Source organism: Halomonas urumqiensis (assembly GCF_003028575.1).
In the GTDB taxonomy this organism is placed as follows: Bacteria; Pseudomonadota; Gammaproteobacteria; order Pseudomonadales; family Halomonadaceae; genus Halomonas; species Halomonas urumqiensis.
This window is the reverse complement of the sequence record NZ_PYUD01000001.1, coordinates 1,106,803-1,132,115: the sequence shown is the minus strand read 5'-3', so window position 1 is coordinate 1,132,115 and position 25,313 is coordinate 1,106,803. Positions and strand designations below refer to the sequence as shown.

The following is a 25,313-nucleotide window of genomic DNA, read 5'->3' as shown; positions in this document are numbered from 1 at the left end:
TCCGGCTATTCATCCATTACCATTTTCAACAGTGAGGCACCGTGCCGAACTCTTCTCACCTTGTGGTTACAGGCCTGCTACTGGGAGCCTGGAGTCTGTACAGCCTGGCGAGCGAGCCCTACTTCTCCGCCGAGCAGATCATCGACTGGCCGACACGCTCCTTTTCGGGCGAGACTCAGTACCAGCTGGTGACACGTGACGGGCAACAGGTGCTTCAGGCCAGGTCTCGCGGACAGGCATCGGCCAAATACCTTGAACGCGAGGTCGACCTCGAACGCACGCCCTACCTGCACTGGTGCTGGCGAGTTTCCGGCACGCATGCCGGCCTCGACGAAACCACCAAAGCGGGGGATGACTATCCAGCACGCGTCTATGTGGCGCGCAAGACCGGCCTGCTGCCCTGGCAGGTACAGTCGGTGAACTACGGATGGGCATCCAACCAACCTCAAGGGGCGGATTGGCCCAACGCGTTCACCTCGCGGGCACACCTGCTGGCGCTGCGAAGCGGTAATTCTCAGGTGGATGAGTGGGTAGCGGAAGTGCGCGATGTCCGCGAAGATTTCACGACCTTGTTTGGCGAAGGTGTCACCCACATCGATGGTCTGGCGTTGATGAGCGATGGCGACAATGCCGGTGTGGACGCCACCGCCTGGTTCAGCCATCTCGGCTTTTCGGCCAGCGCCGAGCCTCCCGACTGCCCCTGATGGGTTCATCTGTGACGGGCTTCATCTGTGACGAATCCCTGCGTCTCGCCTCCCTCGGCTACCCGATAACCACAGCGGTCACATATAACCCGATGGCGAACACCACGTGCCCGGCCACGTTCAACACCCTGGCAAGCCAGGGCCTGGCGGCCCCCGAACAGGCCACGCCGACGCCCATGCCGGGTTGCAGGATGAACCACCCTGCCCCGACGGTGACAAGCCCGACGATCAGTGCCGGAAGAAAGGTCGGTGCCGCCGCCCACTCGACACCCCAGATGACAAGCACGATAGCCGCGAACAGCGCGCCCACCAGGTAGTGGCCCAGCCACCCGATGGCCAGCTCCCCCGGAACCTCTGGCGATTCGGCGATGCCCTGCCGATGTTTTAACTGCCCCCTCCCCAGTCCCGCGAACCAGCGCCCGACAAGATGCCAGGGTGGCAAAGGCAAGCGAAACAGGCGATTTAACAACAGGTTCCACAAATCGAGAAACGCAGTGGCGCCAGCACCAATCAACACGGAGAGGATGAGGAAATCGAGCATGGATGCCTTGAAGTCAAGGGGTTGGAACGAAACGCTGAGGGGCTCAGCCCAGGCGCAAATTCATGGACATAGATGTAACCGATTTCCATCGCCCAGAAAAGCCTGGCCATCCGTCCGTATCAAGTGCCAAGCCCGCCGAACACCACCACACCAAGCACGAAGCCCAGCAGTAACAGAGTTTCCAGCACCATCAGGATCACCGGCTTCCACCCCACCACGGCGAGCTTCTGAAAGGAGGTCTTGATGCCCAGCGCGGCAATGGCCGTGACCAGGCACCAGCGTGACAGCGTGGTCATCGCCTCGTTCACCGGGTTCGGAATGAGGCCGAGGCTGTTGATCACCACCAGCAACACGAAGCCCACCAGAAAGCTTGGCAACAAGGGCATCCGCGATGTCTCGCCCGCGTCCTTGCGCGAGGCGCGAAACAGCCACATGAATACCATGACCACCGGTACCAGCATGGCCACGCGCACCAGCTTGACCAGCGTGGACACGTCACCTGTTTCCTCAGAGATCATGTAACCGGCGCCCACGACCTGTGCGACATCATGGATGGTACCGCCCAGAAAAATGCCGGCCTGGGTATCGGCCAGGGACAAGGCGCCGGCAATCAGCGGGTAGAGCACCATGGCCATGGTCGAGAGCGTGGTCACGCCCACTACGGTAAGGATGGTATTGCGCTCGGTGGTGTCATTGCGTGGCATCACCGCCGACAGGGCCAACGCCGCCGAGGCACCACAAATCCCCACTGCACCGCCGGTCAACAACCCGAACTCGCGTGGCAGGCCAAGCACCCTCGCAAGCACCGCCCCCAGCGCGATAATCAGTGTGACAGAGACGATCACTGTCAGCACCGGTGCAACGCCAAGGTCACCCACCTGCTCCAGGGTCATTCGTGCCCCCAACAATGCCACGCCTAGGCGAAGCACCGTGCGCGCGGCAAATTCTATACCCTCCCGACAGCGTCCCTCTTCACTGAGAAAGTGCAGCGACATGCCGAACAACAAGGCATAGAGCAGGGTCGGGCCGCCGTAGTGATCGGCGATGAAGGTGGTCGCCAAGGCGATGGTCACGCATACCAGCAGCCCGCGACCGACATTGCGATAGTGGCCGAAGGAGCCGTGATAGAACGACCGCAGGCTGGCAAGTGGCGTGGCAAAAGCACGTGATTTCATCGGTATGTCTCCGGTCGCATCCCGTGAATCGCGTAAGCAATGCCATGGCTCGGCAGTGGCCGAACCATGCGAACATTCACGCAAGGAGAATGAGATAATACAACTAAAGAGGATCCATCAATGTTCTTAACAAAACCCTAAACTCGAGAAAAAAACACCACACTCGTAGAACATCAATATAAATATTTCTAATCTATCCTGGTGGAAATAATCGGCGACATTGCATTCGCTAGCGATAACAACCTGATCTCTTCGTTTGCGGAGCATGTAATCTGAATACCAACGGGCATACCCCCTACTGGTTCTGAAACAGGTATCGTGATTGCGCACATGTCATAGACGTTCGCTGCACGCGTATAGCTCAAACTTCTCGCGACAAATTCAGATGCAATCGACACACTCTCGCTGACGTCTTTCACCGGTTTTGGTGTAAGGGGAACAGTCGGTCCGACTATTCCATCCAGCCCCTGCATTCGTTCGTGGGCGAGCGTAGCTAGCTTGTCCTGCAGGCGCGTTAAACGTATGTATTCCGTTGCCTGAAGATCCCACCCTCCTTCCAGTCGTTTGACCGCGACCGGATCAATGTCTTGGCGATGGTTTTGAAAACGATCGCGGCCAAGGGTGGTGAGAAGGTCCGCGGGCACCATGCCGGCATAGATCGCTTTGATCTCCTGCTGCTCCTTCTGAGTTGGCCAGGAAACAGGAACGAGACTGACGCCCGCCGCTTCGAGTAGCTGAAGAGATGCTTCATACCTGTCGGCGACATCAGCATCCATGGACTCCATACAACCCGGCCCAGGGACCCCAAGCCGAACACCCGCCAGTACAGCGTCAGGCGCCACGGTGTTGCCAGTCAGCGCTGCATACGCCACCGAGGCATCAGAGGCGCTGGCGGTCAACAGGCCAACGGTGTCCATGGATGGGCACAACGGGAAGATACCATCGGATGGCCAGATACCGTAGGTGGTCTTGAGACCTACTATGCCGCACAACGCTGCCGGCTGCCTGACAGATCCCCCCGTATCCGATCCAATGGCGAATCCACACAGTCCCGCGGCAACCGCCACCGCAGAGCCATTGCTGGAACCACCAGGCGTGCGGTGCGTATCCATATCACAGGGGTTCCAGGGCGTCGGGTGAATGATGTTCTGTGCACCCGCTGCAAACTCGATGGTCCGCGTCTTGCCGAGAATCACGCAACCCGCTTTCCTGAGCGAGTCGATGAAGGCTCCTTCAGCGCCAATACAATCTGATAAATCTAGATTTGATCCTGCACCTGTCGGCATTCCCGATACCGAGAAAAGGTCCTTCACTGCTACTGGAACGCCCATCAAAGGTCCAAGGTCAATCCCTACGGACAACAGCCGGTCCAATGCGTCCGCTGTTCTCAGGGCTTGCTCCTCAGCCACATAAGTATAGGCATCCAGTTTAGGGTTCAGATCAGCAATTCGGGCAAGGTAGGCTTCGGTCACTGCCCGTGCCGAAATATGACCCGAGCGCAATCGTCTTGCGAAATCCACAAGACCGCCATTCAAAGGATCACTCGGAAAAGCTGACATCCCATACCCCTGTTCAGGTTGAAACACATCAAATTCATCTATCGACCGAGCAGCACAAGGCTCAACTGCGGTACAAACGCAAGTACGAGCAGAGCGAAAATCAATGCAGCTAAGAAAGGAAGTATAGCAACACTGAGCCGCTCGATGCTGATATTGGCGATATTGCAACCAACAAAGAGATTCACGCCAACCGGAGGGGTTAAGAATCCGATAGCCACACTAACAATCATGATGACACCAAAATGAATCGGATCGAAACCCGCCTGCTTTGCCACCGGAAGAAGCAATGGAGTCAATATCAAAATATTGGCCAAGGCATCCATGAACGTTCCAAGCACCAACATCATGAGGATAATAAGAAGCATAAGAATATATTTGTTTTCTGACACACCTGTCAGTAATTCGACGACTTGGCTAGGCACATTGTTGAAAAGAAATATCTGACCCAAGGCCGATGCTGTAGCGATGAGAAGAAAAATAGTCGCCGTGGTCAGCGCGGTACCACGCATGACTTGCCACAGCTTACTTAGGCTCAAGGAACGTAGAAAGATACTTTCAGCCAATAAAGCATAGACTACCGCGACGACACCAGCTTCAGTTGGCGTCATGATACCACCGTATATTCCACCGAGGACTATTACAGGCACCATGAGTGCGTGGAATGCTTTCTTGAAGGCGCGAGCCGTTTCAATGATTGGAGGGCGCTTACCCTTGACACCATGCCCCTGATAACGCGCCAGGATATAAGACGTAAGCATAAGCATGCTGGCGACAAAGAGCCCGGGAATGATGCCGGCGATAAAAAGATCGCCGACAGATACACCTGCCGTCGTGCCATAAATAATAAGCGGGATGCTGGGAGGAATCATCACACCAAGACATCCCGCGGAGGTGTTAACAGCCGCGGCGTAGGAGCCGCTGTAACCCTCCTTTTTCATCGTGGGGATCATCACTCCACCCACGGCCGCAACCGTCGCCGGAGAGGATCCGCTGAGAGCACCAAAGAATAGACTAGTCAGAACAGAAACTTGGGCAAGGCCACCGGTGATATGGCCGACCAGACATCGAGACAATTCCAGCAGACGCTGCGCCATACTGCCTTTCTGCATGATTTCACCTGCCATGATGAAGAAAGGGACCGCAAGCAGCGGGAAGGAATCCAGGGACGTAATCAGACGCTGTGCAAGAAACGTTACCGGCATATTGCTGGCGAACATGCCGACGACGACGGTCAACCCTATGGCTACGCCGATTGGCACGCTCAGTACAAGCAGGACAAACAGCGTTGTCGCAATCATGATGATCGTGGAGTCCATACAATTCCCTTAAGGCGTTTTTTCGATGGAAGTCGTGTCAGGCAACTGCCCTTTAACGCCGACGATCCACAGCCGCTGCAACATACGAAGCGCCATGAGCGTCATTCCCACAGGCAAGGCTAGATAGACCCAGTACACACTCACCCCAAGAGACTGGGTCCGCTGGCCCGTTCGTCCAAGGAATTGCAGCATTTCGATTCCCCACACGACGCAAAATCCACAAAATACAATCGTGACAATGTAGGAAAATGATATGATCCAACGATTGGCGCGAGGACCCAAAAGCGATCGGATGAAGGTAACCTCCAGGTGTCGATCTTCTCTTGCCGCAAAGCTACAGCCAATGTATACCGCCCAGATAAGTAAGTAACGACTTAACTCCTCGGACCACACCAGTGAATCACCAAGCACATAACGAAAAAAAACCTGCATGCTGATAAGGATCACCATGACAGCAAGGCTCAGCGATGCCAGTATCTCTTCAAGCCGATCTAAAGTGCGCAATATTTTCATGCTCACATTCCATGAAGCCTAGTGCCATGAGAGTGCGGCGGCCTGTATTCGTCGGCCGCCGCGCTTCAGCCTTTCTTACTGCGCGATTGTAGCGCGGGCACGCTCAATCAGGTCACTTCCGACTTCGTCTTCGAATTCACCGTAGACGCCTTCGGTGGCAGCTTCCCAGTTAGCACGCTCCTCTTCGCTTAGTTCCACGATGTTGACGCCTGCTTTCTCCATTTCCTCGAGTATCATTTCCTCGTTTTGACGAATCAGGTCGCGTTGATAAAGCTTCATTTCAGCAAATGCTTCTGTGACCATGATCTGATCGCTAGGGCTCAGCGAATCATAGAAACTTTGACTAATCATGACCAAGTGAGGGCTATAAAGACTCCTGACCAGCGTCAAATTCTGGTTAACTTCGTGGAAATTATTAAACCAAGCAAGATTGAGATCGATATCAATGCCATCAACCGTTTTCTGTTGTAGCGCGGTATAGACTTCGTTCCAGGAGATGGGGGTGGGGTTCATGCCCAATGATTCCAGGGTCGCAATATGCGCGCTGCTGGGAGTTGAGCGAATCTTGAGACCTTCAGCATCCGAGAGTGTTTGAACCGGACGCTGGTTGTTGAAGATGTGCCTGAAGCCGATATCAATATAGCCCAGCCCAATGATTCCGGTTTCCACGAGCGCCTGCGCGGCGGTGCGGCCAATGGGCCCATCCGTGATGCGATCCGCAGCCTCATAGCTCGGGAAGAGGAAAGGCATATCGAAGATCAGAAAATCATCGGAAAAAGGGGCGAGGTTTGGGGTGGATGCTGAGCCCATCTGGAGCATTCCGGTCTGAAGGCCCTGCACCACGCTATCAAAATTGCCAAATTGGCTGCTGTGATAGACATCAACCGAAAACTCACCATTACTGCGGCTTTCGATGAGCTCCTCAAAATAGCTGAAACCCTTACCCATAGGGTGATCAGGCACATTCGGGTGTGCGATCTTGATCACGGTTTCCGCACTGGCGGGCACGGCAGCAAAACTCAGCATGCCAACAACCGCGACTCCCGCAAAACCATGTTTCTTCACTCGTGAATTCATCATCTTGACACCTTATTCCTAGTTGATTTTGTTCAAAATACTATTATACAACTATCCATTTATTATTATACTACCATCCATAGAACGAATACTAAGCGCTCCGATGCCGAAAAGTAATCTTGCAATTCCACCAGATTCACGTTGTCGCCGTGTAATCAGGGAAATCGAAGGCGCCGGGGTAACCGAACAGTGCCACGCTGCCGCCGGTGTGCAGAAAGACAACGTTCTCGCCTTCCTTGAAGTGGCCCTGGCGAATCAGGTCGATCAGCCCCGCCATGCCCTTACCGGAGTAGACCGGGTCCAGCAGGATGCCTTCATGTCTCGCCAGCAGCGTGACGGCCTCGACCATGCTCTCGGTGGGAATGCCATAGCCGTCGCCGACATAGTCGCAATTGGCGACAACATCCTGGCGGCTCACCACACCCGATAGCCCCAGCTTGGCTTCGGTCTTCTGGGCCAGTGCGAAGACGTTGGCTTCCTGCTTGTCCTGGGGGGCGCGTACACCGATGCCGAGTACCGGAATACCCGCATGGCAGGCGGCAAGCCCGGTGACCAGCCCCGCCTGGGTGCCGGCGCTACCGGTGGCATGCACCAGGTGATCGATCTGCAGCCCCATGTCATTGGCCTGGGCCAGCAGTTCCAGGGCCGCATTGACGTAACCCAGCGCCCCGATCTCGTTGGAGCCACCGCCGGGGATGATGTAGGGCGTCTTGCCGGCTTCCTTGAGTTGCTCGGCCAGTTTCTCCATCTCGGTCGGCATGTCGGCGCCACCAGGGCGCTTGCTGACCGTTGCACCATGCAACTGGTCGAGGAACACGTTGCCGTTGTGGACGTAGGCAGGGTCATCACTGCCGGTGCGGTCCTCGAGCAGGATGTGGCATTTGAGCCCCAGCTTGCAGGCCGCCGCAACGGTCTGGCGCGCGTGATTCGACTGGGTGGCCCCCTGGGTAATGATCGTATCGGCACCTTTTTCCTGGGCATCGGCCATCAGGAACTCGAGTTTGCGGGTCTTGTTGCCACCACTGGAAAGGCCGGTGCAATCGTCACGCTTGACCCACAGGCGCGGCCCTCCCAGCAAACGGCTGAGGTTATCCATCGGCTCGAGCGGTGTCGGCAGGTGTCCAAGACGGATGCGGGGGAAACGGGACAGGTGCATGCGGGCCTCCAGGCGAGTAATTTTTTGCATGGGCGTGCTCTTTTTTATGACCAGCGACCAGGGTGTGGCGAATCATGGTTCGCTTTTTTATCGTCTTATGAAGCTAGTGCCTGGAGGTTCATTTCGACTAATGCCAAGATACTGTCAGGCAATTAAATTTCTGCATACTTAGGTAGTATTATTGTTTTTATAGAGCTTTTCAGGGAATCATCATGAAAATAGAGTGGATTGAGGATTTCCTTGCGCTTATCGAGGCAGGCACCTTTTCGCAGGCGGCGGCGCGGCGTCACGTTACACAGCCCGCGTTCTCGCGGCGTATACGGCAATTGGAGGATTGGTTGGGTGTCGAACTGATCGACCGACACTCACCACGCCTGACGCTGCTACCCCATGCGCAAGCCTATGAGGCCTCGCTTCGTGACTGGCTGGCCCACCTCTATGCACTACGTGGTCGTATCCGCGCGGATGCCAGGCAAGGCCCGCGCGCCATCCTGACCACCCAGCACACCTTGACCGTCAGTTACCTGCCACGCCTGCTGCGACACTTTCGCCAGCGCGCCCCACAAGCCAGAGTGCAGGTCAGATCATCGGATCGCAGCGACTGCATCCGCGAATTCCAACGCGGCGATGCGGACCTGTTGCTGTGCAGCGAGCTCGAGGGGACACCGCTTCGAGTGGAACGCGAGGGCGTGGAGCGTGTACCGCTGGGAACCGAGCAACTCGTGCCAGTCTGCGCAGCCGACCGCTTCGGTCAGCCGATATTCGATCTGGAGCACCAGACCCGGCTGCCCTTGATCGGCTATGACCCCAGCAGTTTTCTGGGCAGCGTGTTGTCGTCTCCTTACCTACTGGATCTACAACGCCATTACGATGTCGAGCTGGTCTGCGAAACCGCCTTCACGATCGGCATTCGCGAACTCGCCCTGGCCGGCCTGGGGATCGGCTGGCTACCACATGGCCTGATCGAGTCGGAACTGGAGGCGGGAAATCTCGTCTCGCTGCTGGAGCAACTGGGCGGGCCGATGCTGGTGGTCGCCTGCTACCGGCAACCTGGAGATGGTGCCAGCGCTGCCGATCAGCTGTGGGAATTGATCAATGCTCGCCCACCGGAAGTGTGACTTCCCTGGTGGGTCTGCATGACAAAGGATGGGGCCCACACTCAACGCATTAACAGCTTGGGCCGCCCGCCTCGCTGAACCGGCGGACATCCACCACATGTCTCGATCCCACATCATTGCCTTCAGCCTGCTGGCGGGCCTGATCTTGCTCGGCCTGCTCTGGCAGTGGCTGCCGCTGGCGCCACCAGGAACTGCATCGAACGTATGCTGACTCGGTTCCCGCTATGTCCGCTAACGTACCGACGCCGGGTAACTGGCCACCTAGTATGCGTTATCTAACGGACATACCGCCCCAGGCCTGGTGGTGATCGTGCTATCAGGCCTGGGCTTACGCCAGGCGCCCACCTTGACACTCCTCACTAGCTACCGAAAGAGCCGCTCTCGCCTTGGGCAATGGCTGAACGCCAGACGTCCGACAGTGCCCGATAGCGACGTCGCCCCCCCTCCTCGTGCCGAGTTGTTCAGCGCCGCCCAGATGGAGGCGCATGGCGAATGGCTCGCCAACAGCCATCAGCTCGCCAGGGGATACGCACCCGACCTGCTGCTTCCTCGACTGCGCAGCAATGAGCACGCACTGGTCGATAGCTGCAACCGGTTGACCGAGGCGGTGGCCGAACAGCAACGCATTGCCCCCGCAGGCGAAGGACTGCTGGACAACTTCCACCTGCTCGAGGAGCAAATGCTGACCGCCAAGCGGCATCTGCCACCTGGCTACAGCAAGGCGCTGCCGAGGCTTTCGACCGGCCCCTCCGCGGGAAGGCCACGCGTCTACGACATTGCCATGGAAGCCATCGCCCATAGCGACGGTCATCTGGCGTTTGATAGCCTGAGCCGCTTCGTGACCGCCTACCAGCACCACACTACCTTGACGCTGGGCGAGCTATGGGCGATCCCCATCATGCTCCGTCTGGCGCTGATCGAGAACCTGCGCCAGGTTTCCGACCGCCTCGAGGCGGTACTCGACGAGCGCCAACTGGCCGAAGGCTGGGCCGAGCGCATGGTGGATATCGCCGAGAGCGACCCCAAGAACCTGATACTTCAGGTCGCCGACATGGCTCGCTCGAAACCGCTGATGAGCAGTGAGTTCGTTGCCGTGCTGTCGAGACGGCTGCAGGGCCGCGGTCCGGCGCTGGCACTACCGCTCTCCTGGATGGAGCAGAGACTCTCCGACTCGGGCACCAGTATCGAGCAGCACATCCTGATCGCCAATCAGCAGCAAGCATCCGATCAGGTGTCGGTGAGCAACAGCATCGGCAGTCTCAGGGTCATTGGCGCCATCGACTGGCAGGACTTCGTGGAGTCGCAAAGTGCCGTCGAGCAGATCCTGCGAGAAGACCCCAGCGGCATCTATCCGCGTATGGATTTCGCCACCCGTGACCGCTATCGGCATGTGGTGGAAGCCACGGCCAGCCAGTCGCCACTTGACGAAAGCGGGGTGGCGGGCCTTGCCGTGAGGCTCGCCGCCTTGCCTGATCAGGCGCACGACGACCTCGAACGCACCCGACACGTCGGCTACTATCTGATCGGTGCCGGCCTTCCCAAACTGGCCCAGCAAGCCAAAGCGCGACGCTCACTACGCCAACGCCTCGGCATCCGCCTGCGGCGGCGTGCTCTCTCCTTCTATCTGGCCGGTATCGCCGGTTTCACCTTGCTGATCAGCGCCGCCCTGTTGTTTGCCGCCTTGTCGCAACTCCCTACCCAGGCGCCACTGGCCTGGGTCGTGAGTGTCACGGTGTTGTCACTGCTGACCAGCAGTCAGACGGCGGTATCGTTGGTCAACCGGCTGACGGCAATGATGGTGACGCCGCGCACGCTGCCGCGCATGGAGGTCAAAGGCGGCATCCCCGCTACGTGTCGCACCCTGGTCGTGACGCCCACGCTGCTCACGGACGCGGCCTCCATCGAATCCCTGCTGGAATCCCTCGAGGTGCGTTTTCTGGCCAACCAGGATGCACATCTGCATCTTGCTCTGCTGACCGACTTCAGCGATGCCCAGCAGGCCAGCCTGCCGGGTGACGCTACCCTGCTGACTCAGGCACACGACGGCATCCAGCGATTGAATGCTAACTATGCGGAAGATTGGCGCTCACTCGGTGGTGACGCGACACCGTTCTATCTTTTCCACCGCCCGCGTTGCTGGAACGCGCGGGAACGCTGCTGGATGGGCCACGAACGCAAGCGCGGCAAGCTCGCGGACCTCAACGCTCTGCTGCGCGGCAATCCGGAGACCGACGGTCGTCAGCGCTTCGCACTGGTTGTCGGTGACATCTCGCCGCTGTCGGACATCAAATACGTGATCACCCTCGACAGCGATACCGAGCTGCCGCGTGATGCCGCTCGACAGCTGGTCAGCGCCATGTCCCACCCCCTCAATCACCCTCGTCATGATCCACGGACGGGCATGGTCATCGATGGCCACGGCATCCTGCAGCCCAGCATCGCGGCAAGCCTTGAAGGCGCCAACCGTTCGCGCTATGCGCGGCTGTTCGGTGGTGAAGCGGGCATCGACCCCTATACCATGGCCATTTCCGACCTCTATCAGGACCTGTTCGACGAAGGCTCCTACATCGGCAAGGGCATTTACGATATCGATGCCTTCGAACGGGCGGTGGGCACGCGCTTTCCCGATAACCTCGTCCTCAGTCATGATCTACTGGAAGGATGCCATGCCCGCTCGGGGCTGGTGAGCGATATTCTTCTGTATGAGGATCATCCAAGCCACTACCTCGACGACGTCAAACGCCGAAAGCGTTGGATACGTGGCGACTGGCAGCTCACCGGCTGGTTGAGCCGGCAGCCTCCGGCGGGTAATACCGAGACCGGAGGCCAAACCGGCAGCGCCCTCACCCCGCTGTCTCGCTGGAAGCTTGCCGACAACTTGCGGCGCAGCCTCTTTCCCATCGCTCTGGCGGGGCTGCTGCTGGTGGGATGGACGCAGCCAGCCACCGCCTGGGTATGGACCCTCGGCGCCGCGGCGCTACTGTTGATACCTGTCCTTGGTGACGTCATACGCGCGCTTTTCAACAAGCCAGACGAGCGCCGGCTTGGGCAGCATCTGGCGTGCACCTCTCGCGATCTGATCGGACGCACTGGTCAGGCCGGCTTTCAGCTTGCCTGCCTGCCGTTTGAGGCCTACATCCATCTGGATGCCATCCTGCGAACCCTGTGGCGATGCCATGTCAGTCACCGTCGTCTGCTCGAGTGGGTGCCTTCGAGCAGTAGCCGGGCTGCCACGCCACACCCCGGCGCCGATGGCCTGGGTGGCCTGCTCAGGCAAATGTGGCTGGCCCCCGTACTGGCCGTCGGCGTGGCCCTGGTGCTTGCCATCGCTGAGCCGATGACGCTGCTCGCGGCAGCTCCATTGCTGGTGCTGTGGGCGGTTGCCCCGGGCCTGGCCTGGTGGCTGAGCCATCCGCAGATCCCGCGCCCATCGCAACTGGATGCCGTGCAGACCCGATTTCTGCAACGCCTGGCCAGACGCACCTGGGCATTCTTCGAACAGACCCACAACCCCGAGGACCATTGGCTACCACCCGACAACCTCCAGGCCTTTCGCGAGATATCACTGGCGCATCGCACCTCTCCGACCAATATCGGGATGGGGTTACTGGCCAACCTGGCCGCTCATGATTTTGGCTACCTCAGTGGCAAGGGACTGATGACACGTAGTGAACAGACCCTGGGCACGCTGGGAATCCTGCCCCGTTACCGTGGTCATTTCTACAACTGGTACGACACGCAATCACTCGCGCCGTTACCACCCCACTATGTCTCGAGTGTCGATAGTGGCAACTTGTCGGGCTGCCTACTCACGCTGCGCCGAGGTCTGCTCGACGCAATACATGCGCCCATTCTGCCAATGCGCTGCTGGCAAGGCCTGAGCGATACCCTGGCACTGATCGAGGAGTGTGGCGATGGCGCCGTGCAAGGGCCACTGGATGTCTATCGGCAGGTACTGGAGAGCACCTGCCCGGCCGCCCAGGACAGCCTGGTGACCTGGTATCAGGCGCTGACCCGTCTGGGTGACGCCAGCGCTGTGCTGGTCCATGCGATGCGTCCATTCGCCAAGGCGGCGCAGCCTGAGGCCAGCGTTTCGCATCAGGCGCCGTTGCTTGAAGAAAACGCCCACCAATGGGCACTCGGCCTGCAACGTCAAACCCAGTCCATGCTCGAGGAACTCGACGAGCTGGCCCCTTGGCTCACGCAATCGGCACGGCTTGGCGACTCCCCGCTCGGCAAGGCACTTCAGACGTTTGCCGTGCCTACGCTTAGCGATATCGCCTCGCTGGATAGCGTGCTCGGCAGTGTTTCAACAGCGCCAGCACAGTCCGCCAACGATGACGCCCAGGCAGCCTCGCTGCGCGACGCCATTCAGCATGCCAAGCGGCGAGCCCAGCAGCGCATCGCGACCCTCGAACAGCTCGCCACCCGCTGCTTCGAATTCGCACAGGTCGAGTATGGCTTCTTGTTCGATCGCACCAAGCACCTGCTCTCCATCGGCTATAACGTCACCGAGGAGCGCCTCGATAGTGGCTATTACGATCTACTCGCATCGGAATCGCGGCTGAGCAGCTTCGTGGGAATCGCCCTTGGGCAATTGCCGAAAGAGAGCTGGTTCAGCCTTGGCAGACTGCTGACCCGCGCCGGGGGCAAACCGGTGCTGCTGTCGTGGAGTGGCTCGATGTTCGAGTACCTGATGCCAATGCTGGTGATGCCGACCTACCCCAATACGCTGCTCGACCAGACCTGTCGCGCCGCCGTGGCCCGCCAGATCGACTATGGCAGACAACGCGGCGTGCCTTGGGGAAATTCCGAGTCTGCCTACAACACTGTCGACGCCAAGCTCAACTACCAGTATCGCGCCTTTGGTGCCCCGGGCCTGGGGCTGAAGCGCGGACTGGCAGAGGATCTGGTCGTCGCCCCCTACGCGTCGGTGATGGCCCTGATGGTGGCGCCGGTGGCGGCGTGCCTCAACCTGCAGCGCCTGGCGCAAGAAGGCGTCATGGGAAAATTCGGGCTGTACGAGGCGGTCGACTACAGCCCGTCGCGCCAGCGACGCGGTTCCCACAAGACGCTGGTGCACTCGTTCATGGCACACCATCAGGGGATGAGCCTGCTGTCCCTGGCCTACCTGCTGCTGGATCAGCCGATGCAGCGCCGTTTCAGTGCCGACCGCCACGTGCAGGCGGTGCTGCTACTGCTGCAGGAGCGGATCCCCCGCGCCAGCGCCCTGTTCACCCACATCACGCGATTGGCGGAAGTGCATACCGCCACCATTCGCAGCGACCCACCAATACGGGTATTGGATAGCGCCGATACCGCGTCCCCGGCGGTGCAATTGCTGTCGAACGGGCGCTACCACGTGATGGTCACCAATGCCGGCGGTGGCTACAGCCGCTGGCGCAACCTCGCCGTGACGCGCTGGCGTGAGGACCCGACGCGCGACCACCATGGCATCTTCTGCTATCTGCGTGACCTCGAAAGCGGCCATTGCTGGTCGAACGCCTACCAACCGACATGTTCTTCCAGCACCCACTATCAGGCGATCTTTGCCGAGGGGCGCGCCGAGTACCGCCGGCGTGACAGCGTCGGTGGCGGCGAGATGGAGACCTATACCGAGATTGCCGTCTCACCCGAGGATGACATCGAACTGCGTCGGGTACGTCTGACCAACTATACCTCGCAACGCCGCGAACTCGAGGTCACAAGCTACGCGGAGGTGGTCATCGCCCCCGCCGACACGGATGCTCTGCATCCCGCCTTCAGCAACCTGTTCGTGCAGACCGAGATCATCGCTGCTCACAGTGCGGTCCTCTGCCACCGTCGCACGCGAGCCCCGGAGGAAAGTACCGCATGGATGTTCCAGCTGCTGATCGTGCGTGACGCGCCAAGCCAGGCAGCCTCCTTCGAAACGGATCGCCTGCGATTCATTGGTCGCTGCCGGGACACCGCCGCACCGTTGGCCATGGAACAGCCCGGTGAACTGTCCGGCCATGCCGGCGCGGTGCTCGATCCGATCGCCGCCATTCGCCGCCGCTTCTGCGTCGAACCCCACCACGCCGTGACGCTGGATCTGGTGACGGGGATCGCGAGCACGCGCGCCGATGCGGAGTGCCTGATCGCCAAGTACCAGGATCGCCACCTGGCCGACCGCGTCTTCGAGCTCACCTGGACCCATCGCCAGGTGGTCCTCGAGCAACTCGATGCCAGCGAAGCCGACGCCCAGCTACATGCGCGACTGGCCAGTGCCGTGATCTATTCGCACCCCGCCCTGCGCGCCGACCCGGCGATCATCGCCGCGAACCGCCGTGGCCAATCGGCGCTGTGGAGCTATGCCATCTCCGGCGATCTGCCCATCGTGTTGCTACGGATCGGCAGCAGCAGCAGTCTCGCGCTGGTGCGCCAACTCATCCAAGCGCATGCGCACTGGCGACTGCAGGGACTCGCCGTCGACCTGGTGATCTGGAACGAAGAGTACGCCGTCTACCGCCAACAGTTGCAGGAACAGATTATGGGGCTGATCGCCTCGGGCGGAGTCGCCAGCCACCTCGACCGTCCCGGGGGCATCTTCGTACGCCCATTGGAGCAGATCGCGGGCGAAGACCGTCTGCTGTTCCAGGCAGTGGCCCGTGCCATCATCCTCGACACCCACGGCAGCCTGGAAGAACAGCTCGACCAGCGCCAGCGTCAGGTGGCAAGGCCACCGCTTCTGAGCATGACGGATCCCCGCGCTCCCATGCCGAGCACCGCCCCGTCCGCGCCGGAAGGCCTGATCCTCAACAACCCATTGGGAGGATTCACTGCCGACGGGCGAGAGTACGTGGTACACCTTGGGCCCGACCAGCGCACGCCCGCTCCCTGGGTCAACGTGATCGCCAATCCCGACTTCGGCTGCGTGATATCGGAAAGCGGTGGCAGCTACACCTGGCGCATCAATGCCCACGAAAACAGGTTGACGACCTGGCACAACGATCCGGTCAGTGACCCCAGTGGCGAAGCGCTCTACCTGCGCGACGAAGAGAGCGGCCATGTCTGGTCTCCCACGCCTCTGCCGGTGCACAGCGACGCTCACTACCTGGTGCGCCACGGTTTCGGCTACAGCGTGTTCGAGACTGTTCAGGACGGTATCAGCACGCAGCTGTCGGTCTACGTCGCGCTTGATGACAGCATCAAGTTTTCGGTGCTCAAGGTGCGCAACCTATCACCGCGGGTTCGCAACCTGTCGGTCACCGGTTATGTGGAGTGGGTACTCGGTGACCTGCCTGCCAAGACAGCCATGCATGTGGCCACCGAAGTCGCCGCGGACAGTGGTGCCCTGCTTGCACGCAACGTGTTTCATCACGAATTGAGCGAGCAAGTGGCCTTCTTCGATGTCGACGACCCCACACGCACCCTGAGTGGAGACCGCCAGGAGTTTATCGGCCGCAACGGCAGCCTGAAACAACCTGCCGCCCTGCAACGCACCCATCTCTCCGGCGCGGTCGGTGCCGGCCTCGACCCGTGTGCAGCGCTACAGGTCAAGCTTTCCCTGGCACCAGACGAAAGCCGGGAGGTGATATTCCGGCTCGGGGCGGGGAGCGACCGAGAACATGCCAATGCCCTGATCCAGCGCTACCGCGTCGTGGGTTCGGCACGTCAGTCACTCGCCGACGTGAAGGCCCACTGGCGGCATGCTCTGGGAGCGCTGCAGATCGAGACACCCGACCCAGCGTTGGATGTCATGACCAACGGCTGGTTGCTCTACCAGACCCTGGCCTGTCGAATGTGGGCACGCAGTGGCTACTATCAATCCGGCGGCGCCTTCGGCTTTCGCGACCAACTGCAGGACAGCATGGCCCTGGCGCACGCCATGCCCGAGCGACTGCGGGACCAGTTGCTGCTGTGTGCCAGTCGCCAGTTCCACGAAGGGGACGTACAGCACTGGTGGCACCCTCCACAGGGCCGTGGCGTCCGGACTCGCTGCTCCGACGACTTCTTGTGGCTACCCCTGGCGCTATGTCGCTATGTGCGATTCACCGAAGACTTCGACATTCTCGATGTGCCGGCCCCATTCCTCGACGGGCGTGCCGTCGGCGAAGACGACGAGGCGTACTATGATCTACCGAGCCTGGCCCCAGGTGAGGCCAGTCTGTACCAGCACGCCCTGCTGGCACTGCGCCACGGCCTGCGGTTCGGTGAACACGGCCTGCCGCTGATGGGCTCCGGGGACTGGAACGACGGGATGAACCTGGTCGGCATCAAGGGCCGCGGGGAAAGCGTCTGGCTGGGGTTTTTCCTGTGCCAGATACTCGAGGAGTTCAGCCAGTTGGCACAGCGTTACGGCGACGACGACACAGCAAACAGTTGCCGGGCCTCTCTCGATACCCTGCGCGACAACCTGAATCAGCACGGCTGGGACGGCGGCTGGTATCGCCGAGCGTACTTCGATGATGGCACACCGCTTGGCACGTCATCGGGTAGCGAATGCCGTATCGACTCGATCTCGCAAAGCTGGTCGGTGCTCTCGGGTGCGGGCGACCCACTTCGCGCCGAGCAGGCAATGGAGGCGGTCTTCACCCACCTGGTACACCCGGAGCAGCAACTGATCCAATTGCTCACCCCACCCTTCGACAAGGCCACCCCAACCCCCGGATATATTCGCGGCTATGTGCCAGGCGTGCGGGAAAACGGTGGGCAGTACACCCATGCGGCGATATGGGCGGCGATGGCCTATGCCCGACTCGGCCAGCGCGAGCGCGCCTGGATGCTGATGGATATCCTCAATCCGATCCATCACTCGCAATCCCCATCCGGTATGGCCCGATACCGGCTGGAACCCTACGTGGTGGCTGCCGATATCTACGCCATGCCGCCCCACGCGGGGCGCGGCGGTTGGAGCTGGTATACCGGCTCGGCGGGCTGGATGTATCGACTCATCAGCGAATCGCTGCTCGGGCTGCAACAGGCCGGCAACATCCTGACGATAACGCCCTGCCTACCCGCAGCCTGGCCGCATGCCACGTTGCGTTACCGCTTTCATTCCACCACCTACACCATCACGATCCGACAGAGCGCGGATACCGGTCATCGCTCATCGATCACCCACCTCGACGGGCAAAGCCTGCCCGAACCAGTCATCACGCTGCGCGATGATGGCAAGCCACACCAAGTCGAGATTATGCTCGGCAGTGAATAAACCCCACAGGCGCCTTCGGCCGATCCATCAGCGGGCAACCGAACGGCGCCGCTTCATCCGGTACATATCGTCATCCGCGTGGCTCATCAGGGTATCGGCATCCATTCCATCCCCAGGGTAACAGGCGACACCGATACTGCAGGACAGCCTCACCCCGCAGAATTCGTCACCCAGGGGCTCGGCCAGGCGCTCGAGAATCTGCTCCACTTTCGCGTAAACGGCATGCGCCGACTGGATGTCCGTCAACAGGACAGTGAATTCGTCGCCCCCCATCCGGGCCACGGTGTCCGTTTCGCGTACGCAGCCTTCCAGCCGTCGCGCCATCGCGCAGAGCACGCGATCGCCCATCGCATGGCCATGGACATCATTGATGCGCTTGAAGTCATCGATATCCAGAAACAGCAAGGCAAACCCGCTCTGGTAGCGGTGGGCCGCACGCAGGCTCGACTGCAGCCGATCATAGAACAGCGAGCGGTTGGGCAGCTGTGTGAGCGGATCATGGTGGGCGAGGAACGTCAATTCCGCCTCTACTTGCATGAGAGCCGTCACATCCCGCGCCACCCCGATTCGCACCTTCTCCTCCTCCGACCAGCGAGCCGACCACAGAATGTGCACGATACCGCCATCCTTGCGCACATAGCGGTTGCGGAAATCCAGGTGTGGCTGACCGTTCATGACCCGGATGATGGAGGCCTTGGTGGCCGGTAGATCATCGGGATGCATATAGTCGGTGATCAAGGTGCCGATCATTTCGTCACTGCGATAACCCAGCAGGGTATGACAGGCCTCGCTCACGAAAAGGATCTGATTGTCCACATCGACCACGAAGACCGTGTCCAGCATCAGCGAGATCAGCTTGGGGTAGAGCGTTTGCAGATCAGCGGGCATAGTCCAAGAGGGTCCAGGTGACGTCACACGAGTGTAGCCCGACCGCGACACGAGGTGGTAAGCAAACCTGTCAACGTCAATGAAGCACTGCCCGGGCCGAGCCATGCATCGCCCCGCGGTCTGTCGGGGTGCTATGCTCATCGCCAATTTTTCGAGACGCGTTTCTAGGAGTCGACATGCTGGTCATGGTGCTGATAGGTGGATTGCTGGGATATCTGGTCGGTGGCCCCTTGGGCCTGTTGGTCGGAGGTGGTCTCGGCTATTGGCTCGCAAGGCGCATCCGGCGCGGTATCGTCGGCCGGCTGGCCGCCGTTCAGACGCAATTCCTCGAGTCCACCTTCGCGGTCATGGGCTGCATGTGCAAGGCCGATGGACAGGTGTCCGAGGATGAGCTCGAGGCGTCTCGCCAGCTGTGGGATCGCCTGCGTTTGAGCGAGCCGCAGCGCGCCAAGGCACGTGCCGATTTCACACGCGGCAAGAGCGCGGATTTCGATCTCGATGCCGAGCTTGCCAAGCTGCGCCCGATCGTTGGCAGTCAGCCGGCGTTGCGCCAGGTATTCCTCCAGGTGCAGCTCGCCGCCATTGCCGCCGATGGTGAGCTGCACTCCGCCGAACATGAGATGTTGATGCGGGTCGTGCGTGGCCTGGGCTGTTCGGAGGCCGAAGTCGCCCAGATCGAAGCCATGCTGCGCGGCGCCACCGAGGGCGGCGGCGCCACCACACACGAAGTCTCGTTGGAAGATGCCTACCAGGTGTTGGGAGTAGAGTCCGACGCCAGCGATGCCGAGATCAAGCGTCAGTATCGTCGCTTGATGAGCGAAAACCACCCCGACAAGCTGGCCGCCAAAGGGCTTCCGGACAACATGCGGGAAGTGGCCAAGGAACGTACCAGCGAAATCGGCAACGCCTATGACCGCATTCGCAAGGCGCGCGCCGCAGAGACGGCGTAACTGGCTCCAATCACATTAAAGGTGGCCCGAGGCACCTGTCGCAGCGTCATCGCGAGGCAGCCGATATCTATCGCGACAAATCGGCGCATTGGGCGTCGAACGGTTCCACCCGAGATGCCGGCTGGACCTATTTTCAGGCCCGGCGGGTCGAGACACAGGCGCAGCCGCCCGACAACATGATGCGACGCCGGCATCACGCTGTTGGGACTATTGGGCTTCTGCCTGGGTAAGCGTTATCCAGGATAAGCACTAACCCCTCGTGGTACTGGCTGATTAGCGATAGTCTGGATCAGGGTGGATAAGTGGAAAAGTGGCATACCGCCTGCCAAACGGACTTCCCGAACAATATGCTGACCGGCCAGGGCATGGTGAGTCAGCCATCACTTGAGGATGGACCCGGCCATGCACAAGGTGGACGTCGCTATCATCGGCGCGGGTACGGCAGGCATGGTGGCCTATCGTGCGGCGCGCAAGCACACCGGCAAGCTCGTCCTGATCGAGGGCGGCCCCTATGGCACCACCTGCGCGCGGGTAGGCTGCATGCCCTCGAAGCTGCTGATCGCCGCGGCGGAGGCGGCAGCTGCCATGCGCGCGGCACCCGGTTTCGGTATTCACCCAGCTGCGCCACACATCGACGGAACCAAGGTCATGGGCCGTGTGCGTCGCGAGCGTGACCGCTTTGTCGGTTTCGTGAACGAAGCGATAGAAGACATTGATTCCTCCCATCGTCTCAAGGGATCTGCGAAGTTCGAAGGTCCGAATACCCTGAGGCTCGACACCGGTGCAGTGATGCACGCGGAGCGCATCGTCATCGCGACCGGGTCGGTCCCGGTCCTCCCGGACTTTTTCGACGCTGTGGGCGACCGGCTGATCGTCAACGACGACGTCTTCGGCTGGCCCGATCTGCCGGCGGCCGTGGCAGTCTTCGGCGGGGGCCCCATCGGGCTTGAACTGGCACAGGCACTACACCGGCTGGGGGTTCGCGTGCGGCTGTTCGGCAAGGGTGGCGGTGTCGGGCCGCTGAGCGACCCCGCGGTGCGCGATGCCGCCGCTGCTGCCATCGGCGCCGATCTGCCCTTCGACCCCGATGCCGATGTGCAGGAAGTCAAACGCGAGGGTGACAGCGTGGTGGTGCGCTTCACCGAGGGTGGCCGTGCGCGCGAAGAGCGGTTCGAGTGGCTCCTGGCAGCGACGGGGCGGGCACCGGCACTCGATGGGCTCGATCTAGCGGCCTCGGGGCTGACGCTGGACCAGCGCGGTGCGCCCGAGATCGATCCGCGGACGATGCAGGCACAGGGCAGCCATATCTTCTTCGCCGGCGATGTCGCCGCGCACATCCCGCTGCTACATGAAGCCGCCGATGAGGGCCGCATCGCAGGGGACAATGCCGGGCGCTTTCCGCACGTTGAGTCGCACTCCCGCCGAACGCCGTTGGGCATCGTCTTTACCGATCCCAACATCGCCACGGTGGGGGCGTCCTTTGCCGAGTTGACCGACGCCGCCCACGACTTCGCCACGGGAAAGGTGGATTTCGCCGATCAGGGACGCGCGCGGGTATTGCGGCTCAATCACGGTCTGCTGCACGTCTATGGCGAGCGCGGCACTGGCCGTCTGCTTGGTGCGGAGATGGTCGCGCCACGCGGCGAGCATCTGGCCCATCTGCTGGCCTGGGCGGTGCAGGCCGGCATGGACGTGGAGACAGCGCTGGCGATGCCCTTCTACCACCCGGTGATCGAGGAGGGCCTGCGCACGGCCCTGCGCGACCTGAGCGTGAACCTCGGTGACCGCATCGACAATCCGCCGCGCTGCATCGACTGTGGCCCCGGTGCCTGACGCAGATAAAGCAAACAAATGGTGGTGGTACACTGCTGCTGGTCGCCAACATGGTCGATCGGGACCCACAGGGGGCCGTCGAACACGACCAAGCGCTGGCTGACAGCAGATAAAAAAAGAAAAAGCCGCAGATTTCAGAGGCTTTTTCGATATTCGTGGCGGAGGGGTTTTAGTTGATCACCGGGGTCGGGATAAAGAAGCTTTTCGGCAGCTTGGCATAGACGACCACTTCCTTGCCGGTGTCGAGCTCTTCGACAAAGTCCCGCTCGATCTTGGAATCGGTCACCACATAGTCGAAGACATGGCGCTTGGCCTTGTAGGCTTGATCCAGCTGGTTCTCCGGCTTCTCGGTGACATCGACGGTGACCTCTCCAGCGGTGAGCTCGACGCCGTTGGTGAAGCTTCTTCCAGCTCCTCAAGCGGGAGCGGGTCAAGCGGAAGATCTATTCGACGCGGGAAGCCACCAAGCGCGATGTGTTCGATTACATTGAGATGTTCTACAACCTAAGGCGCCGTCAAAGTACGAGTGATGACCTGTCACCCGTCGAGTACAAACGGCGCCATTTTCAGAGCCTGACGGGTGACTAGAATATCTAGAATATCCGTGGCGATTCAAAAATTCGTATCCCTCAACCAAAGATACAAGAAGTCGAAGATATCTCGACTCTGCCGCCGTACATTCTTCGGCATGGCACCCTCCCCCTAACCTCGGCTCCACTTTTGAAATATGTTGACCCAAGCAAGCCATCGCCGCATGCCGACAGCATAAACTAAGCGGTCATATGACCATTGTGGTAATGAATGAATCGATTAGGAACCAATGGCAGGAAAAGTCATTGACAACCCATCTCAAGGTGAGAAGCTATACTGCCATCATCATTTCTAAGCATGCTAACCGGCTGAAAGCTGGCTCAAAACCGCAGCCGATCGCATGCTAATGTGAATGCACCATCGGCTCGAGCTAGGGAGGGCGCTATCATCCTCTACGGCTGCGGCAACAGCATCACCAACCACTTGCTGGCTCCGGCATTTCAGCAGTACCTGGAGATCGGGTGCCTGTTCGATCCTGACATCGGTGGCGTGCGCATGTGCGACACCCTCTACCAGCGAGGCGACCTCCCGCCGCTGCACTTCCTCGCGCCAGCTGATCTACCGGCATGTCTCGAAGCCTCCCTTCGCACCATCGACTCGGCCAGCGTCTACCCCCGTGTGGTGGTCAAGCAGGCGCTGGCCTGTTAACGCCACGGCTGTGATCCTGGTCCACAATCACCCAAGTGGTGATCCCGAGCCCAGCGACGCCGACCGACGCATCACTCAACGGCTAAAGGAAGCGCTGGGGTTGGTGGAGGGGCGGGCATCGATCATATCGTGGTCGGGAGCGACCGCTGTGTGTCGTTGGCGGAGCGTGGAGACCTGTAGGGCCCAATGGGTGATCACGACATAGCGCCGGTGCTGCCCTGCGGGGTGGCACCGGCATACCAGGCTTCTTCTTTATTGGTTCTTGGGTGCAATCCCTGAGCCGTGTCACCAGGCTCGGCACATCAAAGCGCCAAGGAAAGGAGAATGCCAAGCAGCGCGCAGCCGCCCAGCACTTTGAGAATAGGCGCCCAGTCGCCCCACTGCTCCTGTATGTCTTGCCAACGGCTCACCATGGTCATGTTCACCTGTCACGACGCGCTTGAGGACGCTCAATGGACCTCATGGCACCACAGGCAAAGCTAAAAAATCCGTAAAAAACGCCATCAGCGCTGGAAGGACAAGGCCGGCGCCCTGGATGGAACAGTTCTGTCAATATCCAGGTTAAAGCACCGGCGCCAGTAGATACGCCCCCCGCGCCGCCACCCGATGCCACAGGGGCTGCTCCTCGACCTCCCCTGCCTGCATGAGCCGCGACCGGGCGAAGTCGTTCTCGAACATTGTTTCTACTGCGGCTGCAAACGCTGAGTCCATCACCATCGCCGTCACCTCGAAGTTAAGGCGAAAAGAGCGATTGTCGAGGTTCACGGTGCCCACTGCCGCGCCGATGTCGTCCACCAGAAAGGCCTTGCCGTGCAGGAACCCCTCTTCGTAGCGATAGACCTCGACCCCTGCCTCCAGCAGAGAGTCGAGGAAGGCGTAGGCGGCGAAGTAGGTCAGAGGGTTGTCCGGGCGCTCCGGGATCAGCACCCGCACATCCACGCCGCTCAGGGCGGCCAGCTTGAGCATCGACAGCACCCCCTCGTCGGGCACGAAGTAGGGGCTAGAGATCCAGATACGCTCATGGGCAGCGTGGATCGCCTGCTGGATCATCAGGCTGGCGGTCTCGAAACGGTCCGCAGGCCCGGTCGGCAGAATCAGCACCGGTACGCCATGGTGGCTTGGCACCACAGGCAACCAGGGCAACTCGGGGAGCTCCTCGGTGGCCCAGTGCCAATCCTCGAGAAACACCAGCTGAAGCGCCAGAGCCGCCGGCCCCTCGACCATCAGGTGGGTATCACGCCATGGGCCGATAAGCGGGTGGCCCTGAAGATACTCATTGCCGACGTTGAAGCCTCCGACCCAGGCTCGGGCACCGTCGGCCACCACGATCTTCCGATGGTTGCGGAAATTGAGCTGGAAACGATTGCCAGGGCCACGAGTGGAGTGGAAGCGGTGCACACGGACTCCGGCCTCTTCCAGCCCCTGGAGATAACTTCCCGGAAGCGCATAGCTGCCGATCTCGTCGTAGAGGAAATAGACCTCCACCCCCTCCCGGGCTTTCTGGATGAGTCGATTCTGGAGAGCAAGGCCCACCGCGTCGGCCCGCACGATATAGAACTGCACCAGCAGGTAGCGCTCGGCGGATTCGATGCCGGCAAAAAGGCTCTCGAAGGTCGCCTCGCCGTCGATCAGCAACTCGACGTGATTCCCGCCCAAAAACGGCAGCTTGGCCAACTGCTCGACGCCCACCAGGTGCTTGTCCGAGTGTGCCGCCGAAGCACCATGTGAGCGCAACTCCGCCAACTTGTCGGCGAGCGATTGCCCCAGGGCCGAATCCTCGTCGCGTCGGGCAGACACATAGCCTTGAAACTTCGTCCGCCCGAAGACCCAGTAGGCCGGCACCGCTACGTAAGGCACCGTATTCAGGGAAACGATCCAGGCCACGGCGCCCTGAGAGGTGCGACTAGACATCATCGCATCGAGAGACGAGGCCAGGCCCACCAGGTGCGCGATGCCCATCACCAGCAGCCACCGGCGCCAGGGTCGACTCCGCTCGGCCGGCAGTGGCAGTGCTCCCGCTGCCCCCTCCTTCCGGCTCATGAAGTGCGCTCCTTCTGACACGACTCATT

The 25,313-nt window shown here is 60.4% G+C and carries 15 protein-coding genes and 2 pseudogenes; 7 read left to right on the top strand and 10 right to left on the bottom strand.

Annotated elements, in window-relative coordinates; all coding sequences use genetic code 11:
• Positions 1-41 precede the first annotated feature (41 nt).
• Entirely contained in the window at positions 42-704 is a 663-nt protein-coding gene (locus C6V82_RS04845) for a DUF3047 domain-containing protein (RefSeq protein ID WP_102588682.1), read from the top strand.
• A 58-nt stretch (positions 705-762) separates the two neighbouring features.
• On the opposite strand, the gene C6V82_RS04840 is transcribed toward C6V82_RS04845, so the two are convergent.
• The 7 genes from C6V82_RS04840 to cuyA all read right to left on the bottom strand — a co-directional run bounded on the left by C6V82_RS04840 (position 763) and on the right by cuyA (position 8,071).
• A complete protein-coding gene (locus tag C6V82_RS04840) occupies positions 763-1,245 on the bottom strand; it encodes a DUF2938 family protein (RefSeq protein WP_102588681.1) in 483 nt (160 codons plus the stop codon).
• 119 nt (positions 1,246-1,364) lie between these two features.
• The gene (locus C6V82_RS04835; protein ID WP_102588680.1) at positions 1,365-2,420 is read right to left on the bottom strand and encodes a YeiH family protein; all 1,056 of its coding nucleotides are present in this window, start codon (positions 2,418-2,420) and stop codon (positions 1,365-1,367) included.
• A gap of 188 nt (positions 2,421-2,608) precedes the next feature.
• On the bottom strand, positions 2,609-3,979 hold the full coding sequence (locus C6V82_RS04830; RefSeq protein WP_102588679.1) for an amidase: 1,371 nt from the start codon (positions 3,977-3,979) through the stop codon (positions 2,609-2,611).
• Positions 3,980-4,017: 38 nt separating this feature from the next.
• Positions 4,018-5,295, bottom strand: coding sequence for a TRAP transporter large permease (locus C6V82_RS04825; RefSeq protein WP_102588678.1), 1,278 nt, complete (start codon positions 5,293-5,295; stop codon positions 4,018-4,020).
• 9 nt (positions 5,296-5,304) lie between these two features.
• On the bottom strand, positions 5,305-5,808 hold the full coding sequence (locus tag C6V82_RS04820; protein ID WP_102588677.1) for a TRAP transporter small permease: 504 nt from the start codon (positions 5,806-5,808) through the stop codon (positions 5,305-5,307).
• Between the two features lie 75 nt (positions 5,809-5,883).
• Positions 5,884-6,888 carry a TRAP transporter substrate-binding protein gene (locus C6V82_RS04815; protein WP_219724522.1) on the bottom strand — a complete coding sequence of 335 codons (1,005 nt, stop codon included), beginning with the start codon at positions 6,886-6,888 and terminating at the stop codon, positions 5,884-5,886.
• Positions 6,889-7,021: 133 nt separating this feature from the next.
• Positions 7,022-8,071 (bottom strand): D-cysteate sulfo-lyase, encoded by a 1,050-nt coding sequence (gene cuyA / locus C6V82_RS04810; protein WP_229843038.1) that lies wholly within the window; start codon positions 8,069-8,071, stop codon positions 7,022-7,024.
• Positions 8,072-8,253: 182 nt separating this feature from the next.
• Between cuyA and C6V82_RS04805 the strand changes: the two genes are divergently transcribed.
• Complete coding sequence (locus C6V82_RS04805; RefSeq protein ID WP_102588675.1) at positions 8,254-9,159, top strand: LysR family transcriptional regulator; 906 nt, start codon at positions 8,254-8,256, stop codon at positions 9,157-9,159.
• Between the two features lie 346 nt (positions 9,160-9,505).
• Entirely contained in the window at positions 9,506-18,334 is an 8,829-nt protein-coding gene (locus tag C6V82_RS04800) for a GH36-type glycosyl hydrolase domain-containing protein (protein ID WP_219724521.1), read from the top strand.
• A gap of 27 nt (positions 18,335-18,361) precedes the next feature.
• On the opposite strand, the gene C6V82_RS04795 is transcribed toward C6V82_RS04800, so the two are convergent.
• Positions 18,362-19,222, bottom strand: coding sequence for a sensor domain-containing diguanylate cyclase (locus tag C6V82_RS04795; protein ID WP_102588674.1), 861 nt, complete (start codon positions 19,220-19,222; stop codon positions 18,362-18,364).
• Positions 19,223-19,398: 176 nt separating this feature from the next.
• Here C6V82_RS04795 and djlA point away from each other — a divergent pair, with 176 nt between their 5' ends.
• Positions 19,399-20,172, top strand: a complete 774-nt coding sequence (gene djlA / locus C6V82_RS04790) for a co-chaperone DjlA (RefSeq protein ID WP_102588673.1) — start codon at positions 19,399-19,401, stop codon at positions 20,170-20,172.
• 402 nt (positions 20,173-20,574) lie between these two features.
• Entirely contained in the window at positions 20,575-22,005 is a 1,431-nt protein-coding gene (locus C6V82_RS04785) for a dihydrolipoyl dehydrogenase (RefSeq protein WP_102588672.1), read from the top strand.
• A 169-nt stretch (positions 22,006-22,174) separates the two neighbouring features.
• On the opposite strand, the gene C6V82_RS18160 is transcribed toward C6V82_RS04785, so the two are convergent.
• Complete coding sequence (locus C6V82_RS18160) at positions 22,175-22,336, bottom strand: restriction endonuclease (protein WP_268248435.1); 162 nt, start codon at positions 22,334-22,336, stop codon at positions 22,175-22,177.
• A gap of 68 nt (positions 22,337-22,404) precedes the next feature.
• On the opposite strand from C6V82_RS18160, the pseudogene C6V82_RS04780 reads away from it, so the two are divergent.
• A pseudogene (locus C6V82_RS04780) lies at positions 22,405-22,593 on the top strand (IS3 family transposase); the annotation flags it as partial.
• A 591-nt stretch (positions 22,594-23,184) separates the two neighbouring features.
• A pseudogene (locus tag C6V82_RS04775) lies at positions 23,185-23,424 on the top strand (JAB domain-containing protein); the annotation flags it as partial.
• A gap of 381 nt (positions 23,425-23,805) precedes the next feature.
• On the opposite strand, the gene cls reads toward C6V82_RS04775, so the two are convergent.
• On the bottom strand, positions 23,806-25,203 hold the full coding sequence (gene cls / locus C6V82_RS04770) for a cardiolipin synthase (protein WP_219724524.1): 1,398 nt from the start codon (positions 25,201-25,203) through the stop codon (positions 23,806-23,808).
• Positions 25,204-25,313: the final 110 nt, after the last annotated feature.

What these genes read in the sequence shown, in the direction of transcription:
- cls (WP_219724524.1), bottom strand. Translation starts at nt 25,203, where the DNA reads ATGGGCATCGCGCACCTGGTGGGCCTGGCCTCGTCTCTCGATGCGATG.
- C6V82_RS04805 (WP_102588675.1), top strand. Translation starts at nt 8,254, where the DNA reads ATGAAAATAGAGTGGATTGAGGATTTCCTTGCGCTTATCGAGGCAGGC.
- cuyA (WP_229843038.1), bottom strand. Translation starts at nt 8,071, where the DNA reads ATGCAAAAAATTACTCGCCTGGAGGCCCGCATGCACCTGTCCCGTTTC.
- djlA (WP_102588673.1), top strand. Translation starts at nt 19,399, where the DNA reads ATGCTGGTCATGGTGCTGATAGGTGGATTGCTGGGATATCTGGTCGGT.
- C6V82_RS04795 (WP_102588674.1), bottom strand. Translation starts at nt 19,222, where the DNA reads ATGCCCGCTGATCTGCAAACGCTCTACCCCAAGCTGATCTCGCTGATG.
- C6V82_RS04835 (WP_102588680.1), bottom strand. Translation starts at nt 2,420, where the DNA reads ATGAAATCACGTGCTTTTGCCACGCCACTTGCCAGCCTGCGGTCGTTC.
- C6V82_RS04830 (WP_102588679.1), bottom strand. Translation starts at nt 3,979, where the DNA reads ATGTCAGCTTTTCCGAGTGATCCTTTGAATGGCGGTCTTGTGGATTTC.
- C6V82_RS04785 (WP_102588672.1), top strand. Translation starts at nt 20,575, where the DNA reads ATGCACAAGGTGGACGTCGCTATCATCGGCGCGGGTACGGCAGGCATG.
- C6V82_RS04820 (WP_102588677.1), bottom strand. Translation starts at nt 5,808, where the DNA reads ATGAAAATATTGCGCACTTTAGATCGGCTTGAAGAGATACTGGCATCG.
- C6V82_RS04825 (WP_102588678.1), bottom strand. Translation starts at nt 5,295, where the DNA reads ATGGACTCCACGATCATCATGATTGCGACAACGCTGTTTGTCCTGCTT.
- C6V82_RS04815 (WP_219724522.1), bottom strand. Translation starts at nt 6,888, where the DNA reads ATGATGAATTCACGAGTGAAGAAACATGGTTTTGCGGGAGTCGCGGTT.
- C6V82_RS04840 (WP_102588681.1), bottom strand. Translation starts at nt 1,245, where the DNA reads ATGCTCGATTTCCTCATCCTCTCCGTGTTGATTGGTGCTGGCGCCACT.